At 70.2% G+C, this 17,573-nt stretch carries 17 protein-coding genes and 1 pseudogene; 17 read left to right on the top strand and 1 reads right to left on the bottom strand.

The features are described 5' to 3' along the window. From MB1_RS22795 to MB1_RS26695, 13 genes are all read left to right on the top strand, one after another. Positions 1–819 (top strand): inositol monophosphatase family protein, encoded by an 819-nt coding sequence (locus MB1_RS22795; protein ID WP_066913035.1) that lies wholly within the window; start codon positions 1–3, stop codon positions 817–819. Between the two features lie 50 nt (positions 820–869). Beyond that, positions 870–1,643 carry an imidazole glycerol phosphate synthase subunit HisF gene (gene hisF, locus MB1_RS22800; protein WP_066913036.1) on the top strand — a complete coding sequence of 258 codons (774 nt, stop codon included), beginning with the start codon at positions 870–872 and terminating at the stop codon, positions 1,641–1,643. Continuing rightward, entirely contained in the window at positions 1,640–2,008 is a 369-nt protein-coding gene (gene hisI / locus MB1_RS22805) for a phosphoribosyl-AMP cyclohydrolase (protein ID WP_066913037.1), read from the top strand. The genes hisF and hisI overlap by 4 nt, the downstream gene beginning before the upstream one ends. A gap of 59 nt (positions 2,009–2,067) precedes the next feature. After that, positions 2,068–3,672, top strand: a complete 1,605-nt coding sequence (locus MB1_RS22810; RefSeq protein WP_066913039.1) for an anthranilate synthase component I — start codon at positions 2,068–2,070, stop codon at positions 3,670–3,672. Then, entirely contained in the window at positions 3,669–4,394 is a 726-nt protein-coding gene (locus MB1_RS25360) for a Trp biosynthesis-associated membrane protein (protein WP_169801723.1), read from the top strand. Before MB1_RS22810 ends, MB1_RS25360 begins: the two co-directional genes overlap by 4 nt. A 158-nt stretch (positions 4,395–4,552) precedes the next feature. Next, the gene (gene trpC, locus MB1_RS22815) at positions 4,553–5,362 is read left to right on the top strand and encodes an indole-3-glycerol phosphate synthase TrpC (RefSeq protein WP_066913040.1); all 810 of its coding nucleotides are present in this window, start codon (positions 4,553–4,555) and stop codon (positions 5,360–5,362) included. Next, the gene (gene trpB / locus MB1_RS26360) at positions 5,359–6,624 is read left to right on the top strand and encodes a tryptophan synthase subunit beta (RefSeq protein ID WP_066913078.1); all 1,266 of its coding nucleotides are present in this window, start codon (positions 5,359–5,361) and stop codon (positions 6,622–6,624) included. The genes trpC and trpB overlap by 4 nt, the downstream gene beginning before the upstream one ends. Then, the gene (gene trpA / locus MB1_RS26365; protein WP_066913042.1) at positions 6,621–7,424 is read left to right on the top strand and encodes a tryptophan synthase subunit alpha; all 804 of its coding nucleotides are present in this window, start codon (positions 6,621–6,623) and stop codon (positions 7,422–7,424) included. Before trpB ends, trpA begins: the two co-directional genes overlap by 4 nt. Continuing rightward, a complete protein-coding gene (lgt, locus tag MB1_RS22830) occupies positions 7,424–8,662 on the top strand; it encodes a prolipoprotein diacylglyceryl transferase (protein WP_084352493.1) in 1,239 nt (412 codons plus the stop codon). The genes trpA and lgt overlap by 1 nt, the downstream gene beginning before the upstream one ends. A gap of 41 nt (positions 8,663–8,703) precedes the next feature. After that, positions 8,704–9,216 (top strand): TM2 domain-containing protein, encoded by a 513-nt coding sequence (locus MB1_RS22835; RefSeq protein ID WP_157084295.1) that lies wholly within the window; start codon positions 8,704–8,706, stop codon positions 9,214–9,216. Between the two features lie 109 nt (positions 9,217–9,325). Beyond that, complete coding sequence (gene pyk / locus MB1_RS22840; protein WP_066913046.1) at positions 9,326–10,744, top strand: pyruvate kinase; 1,419 nt, start codon at positions 9,326–9,328, stop codon at positions 10,742–10,744. 20 nt (positions 10,745–10,764) lie between these two features. Continuing rightward, a complete protein-coding gene (locus MB1_RS22845; RefSeq protein WP_066913048.1) occupies positions 10,765–11,673 on the top strand; it encodes an acyl-CoA thioesterase in 909 nt (302 codons plus the stop codon). Between the two features lie 131 nt (positions 11,674–11,804). Further along, positions 11,805–11,942: a hypothetical protein gene (locus MB1_RS26695; protein ID WP_245650320.1), complete on the top strand. Its 138-nt coding sequence runs from the start codon at positions 11,805–11,807 to the stop codon at positions 11,940–11,942. Here MB1_RS26695 and MB1_RS27005 read toward each other — a convergent pair. Further along, positions 11,882–12,022: pseudogene (locus tag MB1_RS27005) on the bottom strand (hypothetical protein); the annotation flags it as partial. The gene MB1_RS26695 and the pseudogene MB1_RS27005 sit on opposite strands and share 61 nt — an antisense overlap. A gap of 163 nt (positions 12,023–12,185) precedes the next feature. Between MB1_RS27005 and MB1_RS22850 the strand changes: the two are divergent. The 4 genes from MB1_RS22850 to MB1_RS22865 form a co-directional block, all read left to right on the top strand. Beyond that, complete coding sequence (locus MB1_RS22850; RefSeq protein WP_066913050.1) at positions 12,186–12,581, top strand: helix-turn-helix domain-containing protein; 396 nt, start codon at positions 12,186–12,188, stop codon at positions 12,579–12,581. Between the two features lie 96 nt (positions 12,582–12,677). Continuing rightward, the gene (locus MB1_RS22855; RefSeq protein ID WP_066913052.1) at positions 12,678–13,160 is read left to right on the top strand and encodes an ImmA/IrrE family metallo-endopeptidase; all 483 of its coding nucleotides are present in this window, start codon (positions 12,678–12,680) and stop codon (positions 13,158–13,160) included. Positions 13,161–13,293: 133 nt separating this feature from the next. Continuing rightward, a complete protein-coding gene (locus MB1_RS22860; RefSeq protein WP_084352497.1) occupies positions 13,294–15,132 on the top strand; it encodes an ABC transporter ATP-binding protein/permease in 1,839 nt (612 codons plus the stop codon). Positions 15,133–15,547: 415 nt separating this feature from the next. Further along, positions 15,548–17,573, top strand: a 2,026-nt coding sequence (locus tag MB1_RS22865) for a sensor histidine kinase (protein ID WP_066913056.1), incomplete at its 3' end; no start/stop codon positions are given.

Consider the following 17,573-nt stretch of genomic DNA (forward strand, 5'->3'; position numbering starts at 1 on the left):
GTGTCGGCGATCGATGTCGACGCCGCGGTGGGGGCCGCCCGCACCCTTCTCGACGAGGTGCACGACCTGTTCGTCAACGGGCTCGGCGCACCCCGCGCGGTGGTCAAGGCCCACAAGAACGACTTCGCGACCGCGATCGACCTCGACCTCGAGCGGGTGCTGACCGCCCGACTGCTCGAGCGCACCGGCATCCCGGTGCACGGTGAGGAGTTCGGCGGGGCCGACCTCGACTCGCCGGCGGTGTGGGTCCTCGACCCGATCGACGGCACCGCGAACTATTCGCACGGGCTGCCGGCGGCGGCGATCCTGCTCGGACTGCTGATCGACGGCGAACCCGTCGCCGGGCTGGCGTGGTTCCCCTTCGTCAACCAGCGGATCTGGGCGGTCATCGACGGCCCGGTGTACCGCAACGAGGTCGCCCTGCCGCCGCTGCACGCCGTGCCGATCGACGAGGCGATGGTCGCCTTCGGCGCCTTCTCCCTCGGCGGAGGCGGCAGCATCCCCGGCGACCGGCGGCTGCGCCTGCTCGGCGAGCTCTCCCGCGAATGTGCCCGCGTCCGGATGCACGGCTCGACCGGATTCGACCTGGCCTATACCGCCGCCGGAGGTCTGGACGGCGCGGTCGTCTTCGGCCACCGCGCCTGGGACAATGCGGCGGGGGTGGCGCTGGTGCGCGCCGCCGGTGGTGTGGTCAGCGATCTGCAGGGTCGGCCCTGGACGATCCACTCGCGCTCGGTCCTGGCGGCCGCTCCCGGCGTCCACCAGCGGCTGCTCGAGCTGAGCCTCGCCGCGCTGGCCGACGACCCCGACCCCACCTGACCCGCCCCGCCCGTCCGTTCGTCCGTCCGTCCGAAGAGAGGACATCCACGATGACCCTGGCGACCCGGGTGATCCCCTGTCTCGACGTCGACGCCGGCCGCGTGGTCAAGGGCGTGAACTTCCGCGACCTGCGCGACGCCGGTGACCCGGTCGAGCTGGCCGCCCGCTACGACGCGGACGGCGCCGACGAGCTGACCTTCCTCGACGTCACCGCGTCCTCGTCCGATCGGGCGACGATGTTCGACGTCGTCACCCGCACCGCGGAACAGATCTTCATCCCGTTGACCGTCGGCGGCGGGGTGCGCACCGAGGAGGACGTCGACCGGCTGCTGCGGGCCGGCGCCGACAAGGTCAGCATCAACACCGCCGCGATCGCCCGCCCCGAACTGCTCGGCGAGCTGAGCCGCCGCTTCGGGTCGCAATGCATCGTGCTGTCGGTCGACGCGCGGACCGTCCCCGACGACGGGACCCCGACCCCATCCGGCTGGGAGGTCACCACCCACGGCGGACGCCGCGGCACCGGCATCGACGCCGTCGAATGGGCCCGGCGCGGCGCCGAACTCGGCGTCGGCGAGATCCTGCTCAACTCGATGGACGCCGACGGCACCACCGCCGGGTTCGACCTGTCGATCATCGCGGCCGTCCGCCGCGAGGTGTCGATCCCGGTGATCGCCAGCGGTGGCGCCGGCGCGGTCGAACACTTCGCCCCGGCGGTGCGCGCCGGCGCGGACGCGGTGCTGGCCGCGAGCGTCTTCCACTTCGGCACCCTGACGATCGGGCAGGTCAAGGACGCGATGCGGGCCGACGGGATCGTGGTCCGATGACCGGCCTGCCCCCGCTCGACACCGCGATCGCGGTACGCCTGAAGCGCAACGACGCCGGCCTGGTGCCCGCGGTCGTGCAGGACCGCGCGACCGGGCGGGTGCTGATGATGGCCTGGATGAACGACGAGGCGCTCGCCGCCACCCTGTCGACCCGCCGCGCCACCTACTGGTCGCGCTCGCGGAACTCGTTGTGGGTCAAGGGCGAAACCTCCGGGAACATCCAGGACGTCGTCGAGGCCCGACTGGACTGCGATGGCGACACCATCCTGCTGGTCGTCGATCAGCACGGCCCGGCCTGCCACACCGGCACCGATACCTGCTTCGACGCCGACGTCCTGCTGCCGGTCGCCGCGGCGCAGACCTGATCCCGGTACCGGCCGCAGCGGTATCGGGCGCACAGCCTTCGAGGGAGAGGACCGGATCGATGACATCCGCCGAGGTCGACATGTTCGCCGACGCCGTGGACGGGACGACCACCCGCGCGCAGTTCCGGCAGCTGGCGGCCGAGCACCGCGTCGTTCCGGTGGCGCGCCGCCTGCTCGCCGACGGCGAGACGCCGCTGTCGACGTACCGCAAGCTCGCGGGCAACCGGCCGGGGACGTTCCTGCTCGAGTCGGCGGAGAACGGCAGCTCCTGGTCCCGGTGGTCGTTCATCGGCGCCGCGGCCCCGTCGGTGCTGACCGTGCGCGACGGCGAGGCCTACTGGGAGGGCGAGTATCCCAGCGGCGCGCCGACCGGCGGTGACCCGCTCGAGGTGCTCGAACGCACCCTGCGCCTGCTCGAATCGGAGCGGCTGCCCGGCATGCCACCGCTGACCGGCGGGATGGTCGGCTACCTCGGCTACGACATGGTGCGTCGGCTCGAGCGGCTGCCCGAGGACACCGTCGACGACCTGCGGATCCCGCAGATGGCGATGTTGCTGGCGACCGACCTCGCCGCGCTCGACCACCACGAGGGCACCGTCACCCTGATCGCCAACGCGATCAACTGGGACGGCACCGACGAACGGGTCGACGAGGCCTACGACGACGCGATCCGCCGGCTCGACCGGATGACCGCGGCGCTGTCGGCGCCCGCGCCCTCCTCGGTGGCGCGCTTCGGTCGGCCGGAGCCGGTCTGGCGACGGCAGCGGACCTCCGAGGAATACCAGGCCGGTGTGCGGCGTCTGGTCGAGGAGATCGAGGCCGGCGAGGCCTTCCAGGTCGTGCTGTCGCAGCGCTTCGAGGTCGACACCGACGCCGATCCGCTCGACGTCTACCGGATGCTGCGGGCGTCGAATCCCAGCCCGTACATGTATCTGATGCACATCCCCGACGCCGAGGGGCGCACCCAGTTCTCGATCGTCGGGTCGAGCCCCGAGTCGTTGGTGACCGTCTTCGACGGTGTGGCGACCACCCACCCGATCGCCGGTACCCGGTGGCGGGGGACCACCGAGGAGGAGGACCAGCTGATCGAGAAGGATCTGCTGGTCGACGAGAAGGAGAACGCCGAGCACGTCATGCTCGTCGACCTCGGCCGCAACGATCTGGGTCGGGTCTGCGAGATCGGCAGCATCCGCGTCCACGACTACCGCCACGTCGAGCGCTACAGCCACGTGATGCACCTGGTCTCCACGGTGACCGGCCGCCTCGCGGACGACAAGCACGCCCTCGACGCGGTCACCGCCTGCTTCCCGGCCGGTACCTTGTCCGGCGCCCCGAAGGTGCGCGCGATGGAGTTGATCGAGGAGCTCGAGACCACCCGGCGCGGGGTCTACGGCGGCATCGTCGGCTACCTCGACTTCGCCGGCGACGCCGACACCGCGATCTGCATCCGCACCGCCCTGGTCAAGGACGGCACCGCCTACGTCCAGGCGGGCGCCGGGGTGGTCGCCGATTCCCGACCCGAATACGAGGACCTCGAATGCCGCAACAAGGCGCTGGCGGTGCTGTCCGCGATCGCGGCGGCCGGATCGATCCGGCCGGTCGCGGGATCGATCCGGCCGACGGCGGGGACGTCGAGCGCGGGTCCGGCGGCCGAGGCGCGGTGAACGCCGGACGCCTCTCCGCGATCGCGGTCTGGCTGCCGGTCCCGGCCGCCGGGCTGCTGTGGGCGTCGTCCCGCATGACGTGGGCGACGGTCCACTCCGCGGATGGGTTGACCGAACCGCGGGCGGACGCCCTGATCGGGAGCCTGCACAGCGCGGTACCCGCCGCGTTGGCGCTGGTGCTGCTGGCATCGGTCGCCGCGCTACTGGCCGTGCGGGGGTGGGCGTCGACGGTGATCGCCGTGCTGGTCGGTGTGACCGGCCTGGCGGCCGGCTATCCGGCGGCGACCGCGCTGATCTCCGGGATCGATCCGCAGCGCGCCGCGGACGCCCTCGGCCTGCCCGGTCGCGCGGACCTCGACGCCGTCGATATCTCGCCGGCCGGCCCGATCGTCGCGCTGCTCGGCGCCGCTCTCGCGGTGGTCGCCTCGGTGATCGTGATCGTCACCCGCCGGCGCCGCCGCGGCCTGTCCGACCGGTTCGACCGTCGGGGGACCCGCGCCGACGGCGGAAATTCCGAACGCGGTGCCGGTTATTCGCGTAAAAAGAATTCCGAAAATCCGTCCGCCGTATCGGAAGCCGACAATGCGGCGTCGGATGCCCGCGACAGCGGTGGAGAAAACCGCTCCGCGCGTGCCGAATCGAAAACGGTCCGAGAAGTGGCCGAGCCCAGTGAAAGAGATCTGTGGGAGGCGCTCGACGCGGGCGAGGACCCCACGATCTGACCGACACGCGGGGCTTTCGACCAAGGAACTCGGCGCGTTTTGTTCGTATGCAATGGACCCGGCGTCGGCCGCATCGATCGATAGATCTACCCTGAGTGCGCCGACGCGGGTAGGACGTCGGAAGGCTTATGCCGACGAAAGGAAACGGGGGACGGGAGATGACGGTTCTCGACTCCATTCTCGACGGTGTTCGAGAGGATGTCGCGGCAAGGGAATCCGTGATCGACCTGGCGACGATCAAAGCCATGGCCGCTGACGCCCCGCCGCCCCTGGATGCCGCGGCCGCTTTGGTCAAGGACGGCATCGGAGTGATCGCCGAGGTCAAGCGGGCCAGCCCCTCCAAGGGCGCCCTGGCTTCGATCGACGATCCGGCCACGTTGGCGCGACAGTACGAACTCGGTGGGGCGCGGGTGATCTCGGTGCTCACCGAGGAGCGCCGCTTCCACGGCAGCCTGGCCGACCTGGACGCGGTTCGCGCGGCGGTGTCGATTCCGGTGCTGCGCAAGGACTTCATCGTCGGGCCGTATCAGATCCACGAGGCTCGCGCCCACGGCGCCGACATGATCCTGCTGATCGTGGCCGCATTGAGCAACGACGCCCTCGAGTCGTTGATCGACCGCACCAACTCGTTGAAGATGACCGCGCTGGTCGAGGTGCACACCGTCGAGGAGGCGGACCGCGCACTGCGGGCGGGCGCGAGCGTCATCGGCGTCAACGCACGCAATCTCAAGACCCTCGAGGTCGATCGTTCGACCTTCGCGCGGATCGTCCCCGGCTTGCCGTCCGAGGTGCTGCGGGTGGCCGAGTCCGGCGTCCGCGGGACCGCGGACCTGCTGGCCTACGCCGGCGCCGGCGCGGATGCCGTCCTGGTGGGGGAGGGCGTGGTCACCAGTGGCGACCCGCGCTCCGCCGTGGCCGAACTGGTCACCGCGGCGACGCATCCGTCGTGCCCGCGGCCGGCTCGATGACCGGCGTGCCCACCGCGGTCCCCGCCGCCAGTTCCGGATTCGTCGAGCCGAGCGGCCACGAACCCGATCCGGGCGGCCACTTCGGGCCCTACGGCGGACGTTTCGTCCCCGAGGCCCTGATGGAGGTGATCGAGGAGGTCACCGCCGAGTACGCCAAGGCCCGCGTCGATCCCGCCTTCGCCGCCGAACTCGACGAACTGCAGCGCACCTACACCGGGCGGCCGTCCCCGCTGTACCCCACCCGACGACTGGCCGACGCCGCCGGCGGCGCGACCCTCGTGCTCAAGCGCGAGGACCTCAACCACACCGGTTCGCACAAGATCAACAACGTGCTCGGACAGGTGCTGCTCGCCAAGCGGATGGGCAAGACCCGGGTGATCGCGGAGACCGGCGCCGGCCAGCACGGCGTCGCCACCGCCACCGGGTGCGCCCTGCTCGGCCTCGACTGCGTCGTCTACATGGGCGAGGTCGACACCGAACGCCAGGCGCTCAATGTCGCGCGGATGCGGCTGCTCGGCGCCGAGGTCATTCCGGTGCGCTCCGGTTCGCGCACCCTCAAGGACGCGATCAACGAAGCGCTGCGCGACTGGGTCTCGCACGCCGACGACACGTACTACTGCTTCGGTACCGCGGCGGGCCCGCATCCGTTCCCGATGATGGTGCGCGACTTCCAGCGGATCATCGGGCTCGAGGCGCGCGCCCAGATGCTCGCCGACTTCGGACGGCTGCCCGACGCGGTCGCCGCCTGCGTCGGCGGTGGGTCCAATGCGATCGGCATCTTCCACGCGTTCATCGACGACCCGGGCGTCCGGCTGATCGGATTCGAGGCCGCCGGCGACGGTGTCCCGACCGGGCGGCACGCCGCGACGATCAGCGCCGGTTCGCCCGGCGCGCTGCACGGCGCCTACTCCTACCTCCTCCAGGACGAGGACGGTCAGACGATCGAGTCGCACTCGATCTCCGCCGGACTCGACTACCCCGGCGTCGGTCCCGAGCATTCGCATCTGCACGACATCGGCCGCGCCGAGTACCGGCCGATCACCGATACCGAGGCGATGGACGCCTTCGGTCTGCTGTCGCGCCGGGAGGGCATCATCCCGGCGATCGAGTCCGCGCACGCCCTCGCCGGCAGCCTGCAATTGGGCGCCGAACTCGGGCCGGACGCGCTGATTTTGGTCAGCCTGTCCGGGCGCGGCGACAAGGACGTCGAAACGGCGGCGCGGTGGTTCGGATTGTTCGACGACGCCGAGGAGCAGGGGTGAGCGTGTCGGTACGCGGTCTGTCGGACGTCTTCGCCACCTGCCGCGCCGAGGGACGCGCGGCGCTGGTCGGCTACCTGCCCGCCGGATACCCGGACCTGCCGACCTCGATTCGTGCGGTCACCACCCTCGTCGAAGCCGGCTGCGACATCGTCGAGGTCGGCGTGCCGTACTCCGATCCGGTGATGGACGGTCCGACCATCGAGGACGCCGCCCGAGCGGCCCTCGCGGAAGGCTTCCGGGTGCGCGACGTCTTCGCGGTGGTCCGCGCGGTCGCCGACGCCGGTGGTACGCCCGTGGTCATGACCTACTGGAACCCCGTGCTCAAGTACGGCGTCGACCGGTTCGCGGAGGACCTCGCCGCCGCCGGGGGAGTCGGCATCATCACCCCGGATCTGATCCCGGACGAAGCCGCCCCCTGGTTCGCCGCCTCCGACAAGCACGGTCTCGACCGCATCTTCCTGGTCGCGCCGTCGTCGACCGAGGAACGCCTCGCCGCGACGATCGACGCCTCCTCCGGATTCGTCTACGCCGCCTCGACGATGGGCGTCACCGGCGCCCGCGATTCGGTCGGCTCCGCCGCCCCGGAACTGGTGGCGCGGGTGCGCGCACATTCCGATATCCCTGCCGGCGTCGGCCTCGGCGTGCGATCGGGGGAGCAGGCCGCCGAGATCGCCCGATTCGCCGATGCGGTGATCGTCGGCTCGGCTCTGGTCACCGCCCTGGCTGTGAGTGACGCCGCGCTGCGCTCGCTGACCGAGGAACTGGCGGCCGGAGTGCGGTCGGCTACCGTGGTCCCGTGATGAGCGCCGGTACCACCGTTCTCGCCTACATCCCCAGCCCTCCGCAGGGCGTCTGGCACCTCGGCCCGATCCCGCTGCGGGCCTACGCACTGTTCATCATCGTCGGCATCGTCGTCGCGATCATCTGGGGCGAACGGCGGTGGGCCGCCCGCGGCGGTACCCCCGGGACCGTCGCCGACGTCGCGGTCTGGGCGGTGCCCTTCGGCCTGATCGGCGGCCGGATCTACCACGTCCTGACCGACGCCCCCAAGTACTTCGGACCCAACGGCGACCCGATGGCCGCCTTCGCGGTCTGGGAGGGCGGCCTCGGCATCTGGGGTGCGGTCTTCCTCGGTGGTGTCGGCGCCTGGATCGCCTGCCGCCGCCGCGGGATTCCGCTGCCGGCGTTCGCCGACGCCGTGGCCCCGCCGATCCTGCTGGCCCAGGCGATCGGCCGCATCGGCAACTACTTCAACCAGGAGCTCTACGGCGCCCCGACCGATGTGCCGTGGGGACTGGAGATCTTCACCCGGGTCAACAGCGCCGGTCGGATCGACAACCTCAACGGTGTCTCCACCGGCGTCGTCGAGACCGTCGTGCACCCGATCTTCCTCTACGAGATCGTCTGGGCGCTGCTGGTCGTCGGACTGCTGGTGCTCGTCGATCGCCGCACGACGATCGGCCACGGGCGGCTCTTCGCGCTCTACGTGGCGGGCTACTGCGCCGGCCGCTTCGTCATCGAGCTGATGCGCCAGGACGAGGCCACCGAGATCTTCGGCGTCCGGATCAACTCGTACACCTCGGCGATCATCTTCGTGCTCGCCTGCGCCTATATCCTCTTCGCGCCGCGGGGACGCGAGAAGCCCGAGTCGCTGAAGGGCAACGACGCCGAAGCCGCTCTCGTCGACGGCGACGACGCGCCCGAGACTGTGTCGGTGGGCGTGCCCGTCGCCGGTGGTGCTCAGGAGGCCGCGGGGGAGCAGAAGGTCGGCACGCAGGCCTCCTCCTCGACGAAGACGGCGTCCTCGCCGAGGGCCACCGCTTCGGTCGACAGCACGCCGACCGACGGCAAGCCGTCGACCGAGACGGCCGGCGAGCAGTCAACCGACAGCAAGCCGTCGACCGAGACCGCGCCGTCGGAGAGCAAGCCGCCGACCGACACCGTGCCATCCGATACGAAGCCGTCGGCGGGCTCCGCCGGCGAGAACTCCGATTCCGGTTCGTCGAGCGATTCCGGCGGCGCCGCCTCCGCCGACTGAGCGAGCGGCCGGGCGGTCACCGCACGGTGCACAATGGATATATGACCTCCCCGTACGGCGACGCCTCCGGATACCCGACCCGACCGTCCTCGGGCAACGACCCGCTGCCCGGTCTCGGTCCGGCACCGTCGCCGGGTTACCCGGGGTGGGCCGACCCGCAGGCCGCCGGCGGGCCCTATCCGCAGCCCGGCTTTCCCCCACCCGGCGACTACCCGCCCGGGGGATACCAGCCCGTCGGCTTCGACCCGAACGCTCCGTTCGGTCGCGATCCGCGCACCGGTGTGCCCTACTCGGACAAGTCGCGGGTCGCCGCGGGACTGCTGCAGATCCTCCCGGCCATCTTCGTGATGCCGATCGGCGTCGGCCGCTTCTACATGGGCTCGACGGGCGTCGCGATCAGTCAGTTGATCCTGTTCCTGGTCAGCCTGCCGCTGATGTTGGTGCTCATTGGGTTCCCGATGCTGGCCGCCGTCTGGCTGTGGGTGGTCATCGACGGAGTGGTGCTGCTGCTCGGCGGTGGCCGTGACGGTCGGGGACGTCCGCTTCGTCCGTGATCCGGGTTACCGGGGCGGATGTGTTGTTTGTCATTCGACCGAGCGAAACGCTCCCGGGAAACGGCAGTCGCATGGTGGGCCGGTCCGTCGCCCACTAGGCTTTCCCTCCGTGAGCAGGCGAACGAAAATCGTGTGCACCCTTGGACCCGCTACCGCAACCGACGAACGGATACGCGAACTGGTCGACGCCGGAATGGACGTCGCCCGCCTCAACTTCAGCCACGGCACTCACGCGGACCACGAAGCGAACTACAAGCGCGTCCGCGGCGCCTCCGACTCTTCCGGCAAGGCGGTCGGCATCCTCGCCGACCTCCAGGGTCCGAAGATCCGCCTCGGCACCTTTGCCGACGGAAAGACGGTGTGGGCCAACGGCGAACGCGTATGCATCACCGTCGAGGACTGTGTGGGAACCCATGATCGGGTGTCGACCACCTACAAGGAACTGTCCAAGGACGCCCGGCCCGGCGACCGACTGCTCGTCGACGACGGGAAGGTCGCGTTGGTCGTCGAGGACGTCGACGGCCCCGACGTCTTCTGTCGGGTCGTCGAGGGCGGTCCGGTCAGCAACAACAAGGGCGTGTCACTGCCCGGTATGAACGTGTCGGTTCCGGCGCTGTCGGAGAAGGACATCGACGACCTCGAGTTCGCGCTGGGCCTCGGGATCGACCTGGTGGCCCTGTCCTTCGTGCGCTCCCCGGCCGACATCGAACTCGTCCACGAGATCATGGATCGTGTCGGTCGCCGTGTGCCGGTGATCGCCAAGCTCGAGAAGCCCGAGGCGATCGACAACCTCGAGGCGATCGTGTTGGCCTTCGACGCGGTGATGGTCGCCCGCGGCGACCTCGGCGTCGAGCTCCCGCTCGAGCAGGTGCCGCTGGTGCAGAAGCGGGCCATCGAGATCGCCCGGGCCAACGCGAAGCCGGTGATCGTGGCAACGCAGATGCTCGAATCGATGATCGAGAACTCGCGCCCCACCCGCGCCGAGGCCTCCGACGTCGCCAACGCGGTGCTCGACGGCACCGACGCGGTGATGCTCTCCGGCGAGACGTCGGTCGGCAAGTACGTCATGGAGACCGTCCGCACCATGGCGCGGATCGTCGAGACGGTGGAGAACGACGGAGGCGGCGTGCCGCCCCTGCCGCATACCCCGCGGACCAAGCGCGGCGTGATCTCCTACGCCGCCCGCGACATCGGTGAGCGTCTCGACGCGAACGCGTTGGTCGCCTTCACCCAGTCGGGTGACACCGTGCGCCGCCTGGCCCGACTGCACTCGCCGTTGCCGCTGCTGGCCTTCACCTCTCGGCCGGAGGTGCGCAGCCAGCTCGCCCTGAGCTGGGGAACCGAGACCTTCCTGGTCCCGCACGTGCAGTCGACCGATGAGATGGTCGACATGGTCGACAAGGCGCTGCTGGGTCTCGAACGCTACAAGCGCGGCGACCAGGTGGTCATCGTCGCCGGTGCCCCTCCCGGCACCGTCGGTTCGACCAACCTGATCCACGTCCACCGGATCGGCGAGGCCGACCGCTGACCGATGCGCAATCGGCCGGGGTGCTCGACGGGGAGAACGCTGATCCCCGTCGAGCACATCAGGCGCCGTTCGACGACCTCGAGGTCCTGCTGGACGTCCTCGACGTCGCCGACAGCGGTGGCGACCGGTTCATCGGCCGGCACCCGCGCCGGGTCGGCTCGCGCACCTTCGGGGGCCTGCTGGTCGCCCAGGGGATCCGATCGGCCTGGCGTACCGTGGACGGCGACCGTCCGCTGCACGCTCTGCATTCCCACTTCATTCGCGGCGGCAATGTCGACCGCGACCTCGAGTACCGGGTCGATCGCCTGCGCGACGGTCGGGAGTTCGCGAACCGGCAGATCACCGCCACCCAGGACGGTGAGGTGGTCTTCGTGATGATCGCCGCCTTCCAGCGCCACCGCGACGGCCTGACCCACGGCACCGGTGACGAGCCCGCCGAGGTCGCCGCTCCGGAGGATCTGGCGCCGATCGGCGCACACCTGGCCGGCTACGAGGACAAGCTGCAACTGTTCGTCGACGCGCTGCGGCCCATCGACTACCGCTACGCCAACGACCCGGCGTGGAAGGCACGCGAGAACGGAACCCGGCTACCGCACAATCGGGTCTGGATGCGGGCCGACGGAGCGCTGCCCGACGATCCGGCCGTTCACGCGGCGGTCCTCGGCTACGCCTCCGATACGACCGTTCTCGATTCCGTTCTGACCACCCACGGGCTGTCGTGGGGGCTCGACCGCGTCGTCGCGGCGACGCTCAATCACTCCATGTGGTTCCATCGGCCGCTTCGGTTCGACGAGTGGACGCTCTATGCGACGAGGTCGCCGGCGGCGGCGGGATCGCGGGGTCTGGCGACGGGACGCTTCCTCGATGCCGAGGGAACGATCCTGGCGACGGTGGCCCAGGAGGGCGTATTCCGGCATTTCCCGCGGTGAGCACGGACTCGGCCGCGGCCGGCCCGTGTTCGCCCTCGGCGAGCCCGGCATCTCGCGCTGCGAGTTCGGCGTCTCGCGCTGCGAGTTCGGCGTCTCCTGCCGGGGGCGCCACGGTCTCGCAGGCGTCGCGGATGGTGAACAGGTCGCCGAAGGCTTCGGTCCCGAAGGCGCGGACCATGCCGGCGATGAACTTCGTACCGGGCGCCGATCTACCGCTGATCACGCGCGACACGGTCGCCGGGTCGACGCCGATGAAGCGGGCGAGCTGACTGTCGGTGGCCAGTGCGGCGCCGCGGCGACGGTGCTCGAGCGCCTCCAGATTCAGTGCGAGCGTCAAAGACGTGGACATGAGTTCCCCCGAACGTGGTGGCAGTGGGTCACCGGCGCGTCAGCAACAGCGATGCGTGCACGTACGTAACGATATAGGCGCACGATTGCTTTCGACAACCCGTTTGCCCGAAACTCGGGAGCCGGGGTGAGAAATTTGCGTGCATGTCGATATGGTTCGGGGCATGACCGAGAGCTGGTGGGAGTACCTCATGCGGGTGACCTCGCATGCTCCCCGGTCGGAGGTCGCGGCGGCGGCGGGGGTCGACCCGGCGTCGGTATCGCGGTGGAAGACCGGACGCAATACCCCCAGCGCGGATCGGGTGATCGCGGTGGCGCGCCACTACGGGCGCAACCCGATCGAGGCGCTGGTCGCGGCCGGCTATCTCGACCCGACCGAGGTCGATGCCACCGTCGAGGTGGCCGAGGGCACCTCCGGTCTGACCAATGAACAACTGCTCGACGCGCTGCGCGATCGGCTGATCGCCGCGGAATCCACCGCCGGCACGACCGACGACGACGTCCCACCGGCCCGTTGGGAAGCGGCGCGCACCGGCGAGCCGGGCGACGCCCCCGCCTGACCGCCCCGCCCGACCGCCCCGGCCCGACCGTTCCGGGCCGACTTTCCCGACCGACCCTTCCGGGACCTGTCGGATGCGCGCGGCATCATCGGACGGGTGGCCGTCTACGATCCGTGGTCGCACCTGCGGCGGTGCTTCCCCGAGATGCGTGTCATCGTCGCCCATCCGCTGCCCGACGGGCAGCTCGGCGGGATCGCCGGTCGTCGAATCTGGCTGCACCGCGACCTGGACGAGGCGGGCCGCCGCAGCACCCTCGCCCACGAGATCGTCCATCTGGAACGGATGCGCGCGCAGCGCCGGTCACCGAGCGGTAGGCCCGCGAGCGCCGCGGCGGGGGAGCGGCCCGAGGGCTGGTGCGATCGTCGGGAGGAGCGTCGTGTCGACGCGATCGCCGCGCGGCGCCTGATCGATCTGGACCGGTTGGTGGACGCGTTGCGGTGGAGTCGCGACCGTTACGAGATCGCGGCGGACCTCGGCGTCGATCCGGAGATGCTCGCGGCGCGGTGGCACGGTCTCGGCGCGGACGAGCGCGGGGAGATCGAACGACGCCTCGAGCTATCGGGGAAGTTCCACGAATGATCCGGCGCAAAAAGGACGGCATGCATGGAAAGGCCGCGTAAACGGGTCGACTGTATAAGTTAGACTTCGGCGACCTTTCGCTGATCAGTGACCACACGACGCTGCGCAAGCAGGCCGACAGGGGATCCCGGACGTGCTGAACCGAACCGATTGGAGTGATCAACTCCTCGACAGCCTGCTGTGGGTGATCCAGGCGTTCGTCATGAGCGCGATCGGCGTCGCCCTCGCCGCGATCCTGCTGGTTCGGTTCACTGCCTGGGGTGCGCAATTCGCGCGGGTCACCGGTGGCTACTTCCCGGCGACCGTGCGCTCGCAGGTCTGGGGCGAGCTCGCCGCGATGCTTCTGCTCGTCGTCGTCGCGGTGCGGATCAACCTGCTGCTCGTCTACCAGTTCGCCGATACCTTCGGCGCCCTGCATCTCGGTGATCCGCAGGTCGGAGCGGTCGACGCCGCCGATGCGAGCGCATCGTTCCGGCGTGGCCTGCTGATCGTGGTGATCCTGCTGCTCGCCGCGTTCGTGCGCTGGGGTCTCGCGCGGTGGCTCGCCGTCCGGTTCGATCTGCGGTGGCAGACCTGGCTGACGGCGAAGGTGCTGGGGGACTGGCTCGCCGATCGCGCCTACTACCGCTCGCGCTTCATCGACGAGACGGTCGACAATCCCGATCAGCGCATCTCGATGGACGTCGAGAAGCTGGTGCGGCGTTCGCGTCAGCTGGCGGTCGGGGTGGTGGGAGCCGTGGTCACGGTCGCCGCCTTCACAAGCCTGCTGTGGGACCTGTCGGGGTCGCTCGGTATCGGTGGCCTGTCGATTCCGCGGGCGCTGATCATCTTCGGTGTGCTCTACGTCATCGTGGTCGCGCTGGTCACCGTGCGCATCGCCGGCCCGCTGGTCGGTCTGGAGTTCTGGAACGAGCGCCTCGCCGCCAACTACCGCTATGCCCTCGTCCGGCTGCGGGAGAGCGCGGAGAACGTCGCGTTCTACCGCGGCGAGCAGGCGGAGAGTTCCGGGGTGCTCGACCGCTTCGACGCCCTGGTCGACAACGATCGCGCCGTTCGTCTGCATCGGCTGCGCCTGGACGCGTGGACCCTCGTGTCCGGTGTCGTCGCGGCCCTGTTGGCGGCGGTCATCCAGGCGCCGCGAGTGATCGACGGCACCCTGTCGTTCGAGGGTCTCCTCCAGTCGATCCTGGTGTTTGTCCTGCTCGAGCGGGCCTTCGCCTTCGCCGGGCGCCGGTTCGGTCGCTACGCGGCGCTGCGGTCGGCTCTCGACCGGCTCGACGCGCTGTTCGCGGCGAACGCCCGCTCGCGGGCGCTGCCCACCGTCGGCACCACCGACACCACCCACGCGGTGCGCGTCGACGGTGTCGAGGTGCGCACACCCCTCGGCGAGGTACTCGTCGAGGGGCTGGACGTCACGCTGTCGCCGGGTGAGGGTGTGGTGGTCAAGGGCGCGTCCGGCAGCGGCAAGACGACCCTCCTGCGCGGCCTGTCCGGGATGTGGCCCTTCGCCGACGGGCACTTCGGTCGGCCTCCGGATGCGGACGGCACGCTGTTCGTCTCGCAGACGCCGTACCTGCCACTCGGCAGCCTTCGCTCGGCCGTGGTCTACCCGGCCGATCCCGCCGGCTTCGGCGACGCCGACCTGCGCACCGCGCTGGTCCGGGTACAGCTGGGGCATCTGGCCGAGCGTTTGGACCAGGAGGCCGACTGGGCGAAGATCCTGTCGCCCGGCGAGCAGCAGCGGGTCGCCTTCGCCCGGGTGATCCTGCTGCGTCCGTCCGCGGTATTCCTGGACGAGGCCACCTCGGCGATCGACGAAGGGCTCGAACATTGGCTCTACTCGCTGATCCGCGAAGAGCTCCCGAACCTGATCATGATCAGCGTCGCACATCGCAGCACCATTGAGGGACATCACACCCACCGATTGAATATCGACGGAGGCGGGCGCTGGCGAATGACCGATATTCGCTGATCGTCACCGTTCGCCGACGGACCATTTACCGCATCCGGGCCGCCAGAACCTTCCACGGCGCCGTGCCTACCCGCAAAATGGGACCTGCCGTTCGGGTAGGAAAACGCAACTGCGAGGATATGGACGTTCGGCGTTCACGCGAACCGTTCGGTTCCCACCGAAAGGGCTCGCAGCGAGCGATGGTAACGAAACTCCGGGCCGCCTCACGCACCAATTGCGGTCTTGAAGTATGTTAAATGGACCGAGAACAAGTCGACACACGGTAGCGATGGCATCGGCGGGGCCGGGCGATGCCAGTCGACCAACCTGGGAGCGAGTCGAGTTTCAGATGGCAGAGAACCAATCCAGCGCACCGGCCGGTCGCACCCGCTGGTGGACCATTTCAGAATGGCCTGTTCGGTCGAAGGTCGCCATTGTGGTGATCGTCCCGATCATCCTGGCCATCGTCCTGGGAGTCCTGCGGGTGCAGGAGTCGTACCAGCGCGCCAGTGAGCTCGCCCAATCCGGCGACGCGGTCACGGTGCTCGCGCCGGCCGCTCAGCTCGACGCGGTCAAGGACGCCCTGCTGGTCTCCGGCGGTACCGATCCTCAGGTCCTCGACGCCTTCAACGCCACCGTCGAGCAGCTCGGCGCGTCGATGGCCGATGCCGATGTGGCCGAACCGGTCCGCGTCGGCGTCGAGAACGCGCTGACCGCCGCGATCGGTCTGCGGGATCGGCTCGCGGTCGGAAATGTGCCGCCCACCGATCTCAACCGTTCCGGTCTGGACATTTTCTCCGGCCTGCGTGCCGCCATTCTCGACAGCGCCGCCGACGATATCGACGCCATTCGCGTCGCCAAGGTCGCCCTGGTGGCCGCCGCCGAGGGGCGGCAATTCATCGCCACCCAGCAGCTGCTGGTCGGACCGGCCGGCGGCGAGTCCGCGGTCGACCTGACCGGCGCCACCGCCGCGGCCGGCCAGGAACAGGGCGCGATCGCGACGCTGATCGCCGCGGGCGTCCTGAGCCCGGAGGAGGCCACGCGCCTGTCGGCCGGTGTCGACTCCCGGCTCGCCGCCTACCGCGAGGCCGACCTGACCAGCGAGCCGGTCGCCGCCGCGGCGATCGACAGCTTCGCCGACAGCCGGGTGATCTACAACGACAAGGTCCAGACCTACATCACCGCCCTCGGCGCCGCGCTCGACGAGCACAGCAACGATGCCCGCACCGTCTTCATCCGCGATCTGGTGCTGATCACGCTGGCCGTACTCGCCGCGCTGATCTTCGCCGCCTTCGTGGCGCGCTCGCTGGTGCGTTCGCTGCGGGTGCTGCGGGAGGGAGCGCTGGCCGTCGCCCGCGACGACCTGCCCAACGAGATCCTGCAGATCCGGTCGGGTGGCGACGCCCCGGCGATCCGCCCGATCCCGATCGAGAGCCGCGAGGAGGTCGGTCAGGTCGCCCGCGCGGTCGACGCGATCCACGAGGAAGCGTTGATGCTCGCCGGCGAGCAGACCCGCCTGCGGCTGCAGATCGGCAGCATGTTCGAGACGCTCTCGCGGCGCAGTCGCTCCCTGGTCGACCAGCAGCTCGCCCTGATCGACCGCCTCGAGCGGGACGAGGACGACCCGTCGCGCCTCGACAGCCTCTTCCGGCTCGATCACCTCGCGGCCCGCATGCGGCGCAATGGCGCCAACCTGCTGGTGCTCGCCGGTACCCAGACGCGGCGTTCGTCGATGGAACCGGTCTCGCTCGACGCGATCATCGGTTCGGCGGTCTCCGAGGTGGAGGACTACCAGCGGGTACTGGTCAAGGACTTCCCGCAGGTGGCGGTCGCGGGATCCGCGGTCGACGACCTGGTGCACCTGCTCGCCGAATTGCTGGACAACGCGCTGCGCTATTCGCCGCCCAATACCGCGGTCACGATCGGTGCCCGCCGCACCGGCGAGGGTGTCGATCTCGAGATCATCGACCACGGCCTGGGCATTCCGGCCGCCGAACTCGACCTGGCCAACGAGCGGCTCGCGTCCGGTGGCGACGTCACCGCCGAGACCGCGCGCCGGATGGGTCTATTCGTCGTCGGCCGGCTCGCCGGCATCCACTCGCTGACCGTCCGACTGCGGCGCACCTCCGCCGCCCAGGACCAGTCCGGTATCACCGCCGAGGTGCGGGTCCCGGTGATGCTGCTGGCCCAAACCGACCGCAGCGACTTCGGGCAGCCCGGTCCGCAGCAGTCGGTCTTCGACGATCGTCAGACGGTCTTCGGCGCGTCCGACGCGACCGGGCGGGTGCCGGCGATCAACGGTGGCGCCGATCCCGCCGGTGCGGCGATCAACGGCGTCGCCCCACAGGACAACGGTCCCGCCGGTTCGGTGCTGCCGTCGATCAACGGCCGCCGGCCGGGCGACGGGCCGGCCGCTCCGCCGCTGCCGACCCGCCAGCCCGCCCGCAACCGGGCCGACGGCC

Origin of the sequence: Millisia brevis NBRC 105863, from assembly GCF_001552615.1 — a bacterium.
GTDB classification, from domain to species: Bacteria; Actinomycetota; Actinomycetes; order Mycobacteriales; family Mycobacteriaceae; genus Millisia; species Millisia brevis.

What these genes read in the sequence shown, in the direction of transcription:
- hisF (WP_066913036.1), top strand. Translation starts at nt 870, where the DNA reads ATGACCCTGGCGACCCGGGTGATCCCCTGTCTCGACGTCGACGCCGGC.
- hisI (WP_066913037.1), top strand. Translation starts at nt 1,640, where the DNA reads ATGACCGGCCTGCCCCCGCTCGACACCGCGATCGCGGTACGCCTGAAG.
- MB1_RS22810 (WP_066913039.1), top strand. Translation starts at nt 2,068, where the DNA reads ATGACATCCGCCGAGGTCGACATGTTCGCCGACGCCGTGGACGGGACG.
- trpC (WP_066913040.1), top strand. Translation starts at nt 4,553, where the DNA reads ATGACGGTTCTCGACTCCATTCTCGACGGTGTTCGAGAGGATGTCGCG.
- trpB (WP_066913078.1), top strand. Translation starts at nt 5,359, where the DNA reads ATGACCGGCGTGCCCACCGCGGTCCCCGCCGCCAGTTCCGGATTCGTC.
- lgt (WP_084352493.1), top strand. Translation starts at nt 7,424, where the DNA reads ATGAGCGCCGGTACCACCGTTCTCGCCTACATCCCCAGCCCTCCGCAG.
- MB1_RS22835 (WP_157084295.1), top strand. Translation starts at nt 8,704, where the DNA reads ATGACCTCCCCGTACGGCGACGCCTCCGGATACCCGACCCGACCGTCC.
- MB1_RS26695 (WP_245650320.1), top strand. Translation starts at nt 11,805, where the DNA reads ATGGTGAACAGGTCGCCGAAGGCTTCGGTCCCGAAGGCGCGGACCATG.
- MB1_RS22850 (WP_066913050.1), top strand. Translation starts at nt 12,186, where the DNA reads ATGACCGAGAGCTGGTGGGAGTACCTCATGCGGGTGACCTCGCATGCT.